General features: G+C 44.7%; 4 protein-coding genes and 1 rRNA gene. 4 read left to right on the forward strand and 1 reads right to left on the reverse strand.

Annotated features, from left to right (window positions below; all coding sequences use genetic code 11):
* Positions 1–16: 16 nt before the first annotated feature.
* The gene (gyrB, locus tag ACUYLD_RS14195) at positions 17–1,927 is read left to right on the forward strand and encodes a DNA topoisomerase (ATP-hydrolyzing) subunit B (RefSeq protein WP_061830445.1); all 1,911 of its coding nucleotides are present in this window, start codon (positions 17–19) and stop codon (positions 1,925–1,927) included.
* Positions 1,928–2,067: 140 nt separating this feature from the next.
* Here the strand turns inward: gyrB and ACUYLD_RS14200 are convergent, their stop codons facing one another.
* Entirely contained in the window at positions 2,068–2,895 is an 828-nt protein-coding gene (locus tag ACUYLD_RS14200) for a YheC/YheD family protein (RefSeq protein WP_446675329.1), read from the reverse strand.
* Between the two features lie 465 nt (positions 2,896–3,360).
* On the opposite strand from ACUYLD_RS14200, the gene gyrA reads away from it, so the two are divergent.
* The 3 genes from gyrA to ACUYLD_RS14215 form a co-directional block, all read left to right on the forward strand.
* Positions 3,361–5,925, forward strand: coding sequence for a DNA gyrase subunit A (gene gyrA / locus ACUYLD_RS14205; RefSeq protein ID WP_061830447.1), 2,565 nt, complete (start codon positions 3,361–3,363; stop codon positions 5,923–5,925).
* Positions 5,926–6,140: 215 nt separating this feature from the next.
* Positions 6,141–7,229: an HD-GYP domain-containing protein gene (locus tag ACUYLD_RS14210; RefSeq protein ID WP_446675340.1), complete on the forward strand. Its 1,089-nt coding sequence runs from the start codon at positions 6,141–6,143 to the stop codon at positions 7,227–7,229.
* A gap of 318 nt (positions 7,230–7,547) precedes the next feature.
* Positions 7,548–7,608 (forward strand): 16S ribosomal RNA (locus ACUYLD_RS14215); the annotation flags it as partial.

Raw genomic sequence — 7,608 nt, forward strand, 5'->3', positions numbered from 1 at the left:
GAAGTAGGTGAAAGGCATGTCTATGAATCAACCGTCTTATGATGCGGGCGAGATTCAGGTCCTTGAGGGCCTGGAAGCGGTTCGGAAACGTCCCGGGATGTATATTGGCTCCACGAGCGCCAAAGGTCTCCATCATTTGGTCTGGGAAGTTGTGGACAACAGCATTGACGAAGCGCTGGCGGGTTACTGTGACAGCATTCAAGTTGTCGTTCACGAAGACAATAGCATTACCGTTACAGATAACGGTCGCGGTATTCCAGTAAGTGAACACGCCAAAATGAAAAAATCTGCGCTGGAAGTCGTTATGACCGTGCTTCACGCAGGTGGTAAATTTGGAGGCGGAGGGTACAAGGTATCCGGTGGTCTGCACGGGGTTGGTGTATCCGTAGTAAATGCCCTCTCCAGTAAAATGATCGTGCATGTTAAACGGGACGGACATCTGTATGAGCAGGAATATCATCGTGGTGCTCCGCAGTATGATGTCAGAGTCATCGGTGACACAGACGAGACGGGTACCCAAACGACTTTTTATCCTGACGATCAAATCTTTACAGAAACGACCGTATATGACTATGATACGCTCCAGACGCGGATTCGTGAGTTGGCTTTCCTGAACAAAGGTATTGCAATCAGCTTGACTGATGAACGGACGGGCGCCAGCGATACATTTCACTACGAGGGCGGAATCAGTGAATATGTGCAATTTTTGAATCAAAAAAGAGAAGCGCTGCATGAACAGCCGATTTATGTCGAAGGCTCGCGTGATATGATTCAAGTCGAAGTGGCATTGCAATATAACGACAGCTATACCGAGAATATTTATTCTTTTGCCAACAACATCAACACCCATGAGGGCGGAACTCACGAATCAGGTTTCAAGAGTGCATTAACCCGGATTATTAACGATTATGCACGTAAAAATGGCTTGATTAAGGACAACAACGCCAACTTGACTGGTGACGATGTGCGTGAAGGATTGACGGCGATTATCTCCGTCAAAATTCCAGAACCACAGTTTGAGGGTCAGACCAAGACAAAGCTGGGTAACAGTGAGGTGCGAGGGATTGTCGAATCCCTATTCGCAGAGAAACTCCAGGAATTCCTAGAGGAAAATCCGTCTGTTTCCCGCCGGGTGGTTGATAAATCCTTACAAGCAGCACGTGCCCGGGAAGCAGCGCGTAAAGCGCGTGAGCTTACACGTCGTAAAAGTGCGCTGGAAATCAGTTCGCTCCCAGGCAAACTGGCGGATTGCTCCTCTAAGGATGCTTCGATTAGTGAACTGTACATCGTCGAAGGTGACTCAGCAGGAGGATCGGCCAAGCAGGGTCGTGATCGTCACTTTCAAGCTATTTTGCCGATTCGCGGTAAAATCCTGAATGTTGAAAAGGCACGCTTGGACCGTATTTTGTCCAGTGATGAAATTCGGTCTATGGTAACAGCAATGGGTACAGGGATCGGAGACGACTTTGACATCGCCAAAGCCCGTTATCACAAGGTCATTATCATGACTGATGCGGATGTCGATGGTGCCCATATTCGTACGTTGTTGCTGACGTTCTTCTATCGGTACATGCGTAAAATCATTGATGCAGGCTATATTTATATAGCTCAGCCACCACTATTCAAAGTGGAGCGTAACAAAGTTGTACGTTATGCGAACTCCGAGGCGGAACGTGATGAGATCATCAGGGAATTTGGAGAAAACGCAAAATACAATGTACAGCGCTATAAAGGTTTGGGTGAGATGAATGCGACCCAACTTTGGGAAACTACAATGGACCCTGAGAGTCGTACTATGCTTCAGGTAACTGTCAGTGACGCGATGCTGGCTGATACACTGTTCAATACCTTAATGGGTGATAATGTAGAACCTCGTCGTGACTTTATCCAAGAACATGCGAAGTACGTGAAAAATCTTGATTTTTAATGTGTGATGTTCCTTCCTAGTGGCTGTTTTACGTGCTCATTAGGTAGTATTTTGTAGGAGTTCCAAGGGGCGCCCAAATGGGCGTCCCTTTTCTTCTCATTAACCAGCCCGGGTGTATTTGAATATTTGAACTCATTGTTTTAGGCTTTTTTCTTAGAGCGTATGGTTTTACCCGTGGATGAAGAGTACCGGCCGTAGCCTACTGCATATCTGAATATTTTATGATAGAGGCTTTTGTTGGGAAGGGAAGAGAACACCTTAATTGCTGGTCTCGTATTAACCTCCAGAATCCACGGATAATTTTGTTGATCCAGTCCCACATCTAATCCAATTTCCCTTAAACGTGGGTATTTTTTTTGCAACTGCCAGGCTACCCGTTCGCCCATTTTTGATAATTTTTGCTCCAGTCGTACAGCTTCCTTTACATCCATGTATGGAGCGACTAGCTCATTGAAAAAGCGCGTTGTCCCACCGCTGTGATGATTGGTGACGACTTTGTCAGGAGCAGCTACGCGTCCTACAATAAGCGTTGTTTCCCATTGGTGTCTCAAATTCATCTGGGTTAATACCCTTAGATCGAAAGGGCGTGCTTCATGCTGAAGAAGTGGAATTCCACGCTGGATCAGATATGGACGTTTTCGTATGCGGGAAGAAACCACTTTATGCAGATCTTCTAGACTTTCGAAGGTGAAGGTATCTACTTCATAGCGTAGCACATACCAAGTTCTCTCTTCGATAATTCCTTCTTCTGTCGGTGGAAGCGGCTCTGTCAGCCTCTCTGCCCGCATAACCCCTTTTCCATAAGTACCGTTATCCGGCTTAATATAGACAGTACCATACACAGCCAACATTTCGTTCAAGTGATCAAATGTGTACAACCGTGTTTCCGGTACATAAGTGGCCAATGTCGGATTGGGGAGAATGGCATTTGTTTTGGTCCACTTACTGGATACTCGCTGAATAGACAAGTAATCTCATCCCTTTCTTTTCGAAATATGAGTCATGTACTTGGAATCCGCAACACTTTGACAAAACAAGGGAAACTAAAGGACAAGCGCGTAAAACAATGATATAATAGAGAAATACGGCGTTTTTCGGAATTTTGCTAAGTGAACCCTGACCGTATACGTATTGTATGTGGAAAAGGCCCTTAGGGTGGGGGCTAATCCCCAGCTCTGGGGAATTTGTTATAATCAGGGCTTGTGAGTTGTACAAGAGATAGCAATCTGCTACTCGCAGAAAGAGAATGACGAGGGATTTACGCTGTAAAGAGGACAGATGCGTTTAATTGTGCTCTTTTTGTGAAAGTAATATAATTACACAGATGAGGATTTCAGCCAAAATCCTGCGCAGAGAGCGGAGTGTATAGGCAGTATCTTGTTAGGCTTTTCACATAGAGAGCATTGTATTGAAGGATAAGAAGGAGGACCAGCATGGCGGATCAAAATAACTCGCAAATCATCAATAGGGATATCGGAGTGGAAATGCGCGAATCCTTTATGGATTATGCCATGAGTATTATTGTTAGCCGTGCCTTGCCTGATGTGCGGGACGGACTGAAGCCGGTACACCGTCGTATTTTGTATGCGATGTCCGAGCTAGGCATGTCGCCAGATAAGCCTTACAAAAAATCGGCAAGAATTGTCGGCGAAGTTATCGGTAAATATCACCCTCATGGTGATACGGCTGTATATGATACGATGGTGCGGATGGCGCAGGATTTTTCCTTGCGTTATATGTTGGTGGATGGACACGGTAACTTTGGCTCCGTGGATGGAGATATGGCGGCTGCGATGCGTTACACCGAAGCACGGTTGTCCAAGATTGCCATGGAAATGCTACGTGATTTGAACAAAGAGACCGTTGATTTTATGCCGAACTACGATGGTGAAGAGAGCGAGCCCGTTGTATTACCTGCACGTTATCCTAACTTGCTGGTGAATGGCGTCGGCGGAATTGCAGTCGGGATGGCTACCAATATTCCTCCGCATAACTTGGGAGAGGTTATCGATGGTGTACAAGCACTAATCGAAAATCCTGACATTACGCCGATGGAACTTATGGATTATATTCAAGGGCCGGATTTCCCGACAGCAGGTTATATTTTAGGACGCTCTGGTATTCGTCAGGCGTACCAGACTGGCCGCGGATCTGTGACCATGCGTGCGAAGACCACCATAGAAGAGATTGGCAATAAAGCACGGATTATCGTGCATGAGCTGCCTTACCAAGTGAATAAGGCTCGTCTGGTCGAGAAAATTGCCGAATTAGTACGTGACAAACGTATTGAAGGTATTACGGATCTTCGGGATGAATCGGACCGTACGGGTATGCGTGTTGTTATTGAGTTGCGTAGAGACGTGAACCCGAATGTCGTTCTGAATAATTTGTTTAAACATACGGCCATGCAGTCGAATTTTGGTATTAATATGCTTGCCATTGTAAACAACGAACCGAAGATTTTGAACCTGAAGGATGTCTTGTATCATTATCTCAAACATCAGGTCGAGGTTATTCGTCGCCGGACAGAATTTGATCTGAAAAAAGCCGAAGCTAGAGCACACATTCTGGAAGGCTTGCGCATTGCCCTTGACCATCTGGACGAAGTTATTGCCTTGATTCGTTCTTCCCAAACTGCAGAAGCAGCTCGTGAAGGACTGATTGAGCGTTTCTCGCTCACTCTTGAACAGTCTCAGGCTATTCTAGATATGCGTCTGCAACGCTTAACCGGTTTGGAACGTGAGAAGATCGAGAACGAATATAACGAGCTAATACAAAAGATTGCGGAATATCGTGAGATTTTGGCGAACGAGCATCTGGTACTCAATATTATTAGCGAAGAGCTGAATGAACTTAAAGAACGTTTCGCTGATGAACGTCGCACTGAAATTACAGTGGGTGAAGAGAGTATTCTGGATGAGGATCTCATTCCGCGTGAAGATGTTATTATTACTGTAACCCATACAGGATATATCAAACGCCTTCCTGTTACTACTTATCGCAGTCAAAAACGCGGTGGTCGTGGTGTAGTGGGTATGGATACCAAAGATGAGGATTTCGTAGAGCATCTGTTCATTACGAATTCACATCATCATTTGTTATTCTTTACCGACAAGGGTAAGGTATATCGGATTAAGGCCTATGAGATTCCTGATCTAAGCCGGACTGCCCGGGGGACACCGATTATTAACCTGATTCAGATTGAACAGGGTGAGTCGATCAATGCGGTAATTCCAATCGAGGAATTTGTGGAGGATAGCTATCTATTCTTTGCGACCCAGCATGGAATTATAAAGAAGACACCTCTTGACGACTATGCAAATATCCGCAAAGGTGGCTTGATTGCCATTAACTTGCGTGAAGATGACGCCCTGATCGAAGTGAAGCTGACGGACGGACAGCAGGAAATGATTATTGGTACAGCACAAGGCATGTCTATCCGTTTCCCTGAAAGTGATGTACGGTCTATGGGCCGTAGCGCTACAGGGGTTAAAGGGATCAACCTTGATGAGAGTGATGCTGTAATAGGTATGGATATCGTAGATACCAGCCTGGATATCCTGATTGTAACGGCCAAAGGTTATGGCAAGCGTACCCCTGTTGTGGATTATCGTATCCAAAGCCGTGGAGGTAAGGGGATCAAGACGATTAATGTTACGGATAAAAATGGTCCGGTTGTCGGTCTCAAGGTTGTAAAAACCGAAGAGGATCTGATGATCATTACAGCTAGTGGCACCTTGATTCGGACTAGCATGGGGGAAATCTCCACGATGGGTCGGAATACACAAGGGGTAAGGCTGATTAATATTCGCGATGATGATTCGGTTGCAACTGTTTGTCGGGCGAACAAGAATGAGGAGCAGGATGAACTGCTTGAAGAATTATTAGAGGATGGGGAAGCTGGAGAGGGCTCCTCTCTATCATCTGTTGAACCAACTCTCGAAATGAATACAGAAGATACGGAAGGTAACGACCCAGAATCTTCTGAGGGCGAATAAGAGCCTGCATATGGAAACAACATTAGTTATTAAATTTTAGATGGAAGAGACTCTCTGACTATTTGGTCGGGGAGCCTTTTTCTTTTTCTGGCTAACGAATTCAGACAAGTATGCTTTAAATGGCATAAAATGAATGTACAGGATCAATCCCAAGTAATATAATGACATCATAACTGGCAGCTGGAGCAGCTGTTGTGAGAACAGAGAGGTTGACCATGACAACTGTACCCGTATCCGAATTAAAAGCAGGACTTAGATTGCAAAGCGATGTATTTACAGAAATGGGCAGCTTGCTGCTACCGAAAGGGCGCATTCTGCTACCGCGTGACTTGGAGATTTTACAGGCGTTCCTGATCCAGCAAGTTGAGGTAGGGACGGATGATCTTACAAAATCCAGTGGCGAGTCTACGACTGTTCGATCTGGAATATCGGAATCGCAAGGACCTTCGTTAGATGGGCGAGATGAATCTGAACAATTTCAGGATGAGTATGACAAAATGGTGATGCTCGTTAAGAACGCATTTCAATCGGTACTCGTCTCTAATTTATCTATATATGAACTGCGAGGACAATTGGAGTCCTTACTGGTGCACATTCAGCGCTATAATGTAATGACCTATACTCCGCCTGCCATGATCGAAGTGGACTATATTTTTCACAACGCCGTGCTAGCCTCCCTTACTTCCTACTCCATTGCACAATGGATCGGATTACCTCAAAAGGATTGGATGCAGGTGGCTTTTGCTGGATTGCTTCATGACATAGGGAATGCTAAAATGGACCCGGCCATTCTGTACAAGCCCTCCAAACTAACGTGGGAAGAGCAAGAAGAAATACGTAGTCATACATCACTAGGATACCAGCTGCTTAAAAATGTGAAAGCTATTAACGAAGGTGTGCGTTTGGCAGCTCTTCAGCATCATGAGAAAGTGGACGGTACTGGATATCCACTGCGTCTTAAAGGGGAACAAATCCACATCTACGCTAAAATCGTTGGAGTGGCTGATGTATTCCATGCTATGACTCTAGAGAAAACATACCGGCCTGCCCAATCACCGTATCTGGTTCTAGAGCAAATCAAGTCAGAATCATTTGGAAAGCTGGACCCAAGTGTCGTACAAGTTTTTATTCATAAGCTAACCCAATTCAATAATGGAACCAAGGTGCGCCTCAATGATAACCGTACAGGGGAAATTATATTTGCTGATCGAGATCATCCGACTCGTCCGTTGATTCAAGTAGATGGGGAAATCATTAACTTAATGCGGCAAAGAGAGCTTTATATCGAGTATATTGTTACTTAACTAAGTATTTTTAAAAAAACAGTTGCACAATATAAAGAAAGTATGATATATTATTTCTTGTCGCTTCAAGTGTTATCAAAAAGAGTGAAAAACACTTTTGAAAAAAAGTGTTGACATAACTCTAGGAAATATGATACACTATGAAAGTTGCTGAGGGGTTGAAAGAAACGCCGAGGCGGACAATGAATGTTTGATCTTTGAAAACTGAACAACGAGTGAGTAAACGATTTTGTTCGCAAAATCAAACAAGAGATATTTTATCTCGTCAGTTTCAAAATGAGCTTATCGCTCTTTCTATAAATCAACTTCGGTTGGTCTTTAATGGAGAGTTTGATCCTGGCTCAGGACGAACGCTGGCGGCGTGCCTAATACATGCAAG

The sequence above is a fragment of the Paenibacillus sp. SER-28 genome (genome assembly GCF_052906305.1).

What these genes read in the sequence shown, in the direction of transcription:
- gyrB (WP_061830445.1), top strand. Translation starts at nt 17, where the DNA reads ATGTCTATGAATCAACCGTCTTATGATGCGGGCGAGATTCAGGTCCTT.
- gyrA (WP_061830447.1), top strand. Translation starts at nt 3,361, where the DNA reads ATGGCGGATCAAAATAACTCGCAAATCATCAATAGGGATATCGGAGTG.
- ACUYLD_RS14210 (WP_446675340.1), top strand. Translation starts at nt 6,141, where the DNA reads ATGACAACTGTACCCGTATCCGAATTAAAAGCAGGACTTAGATTGCAA.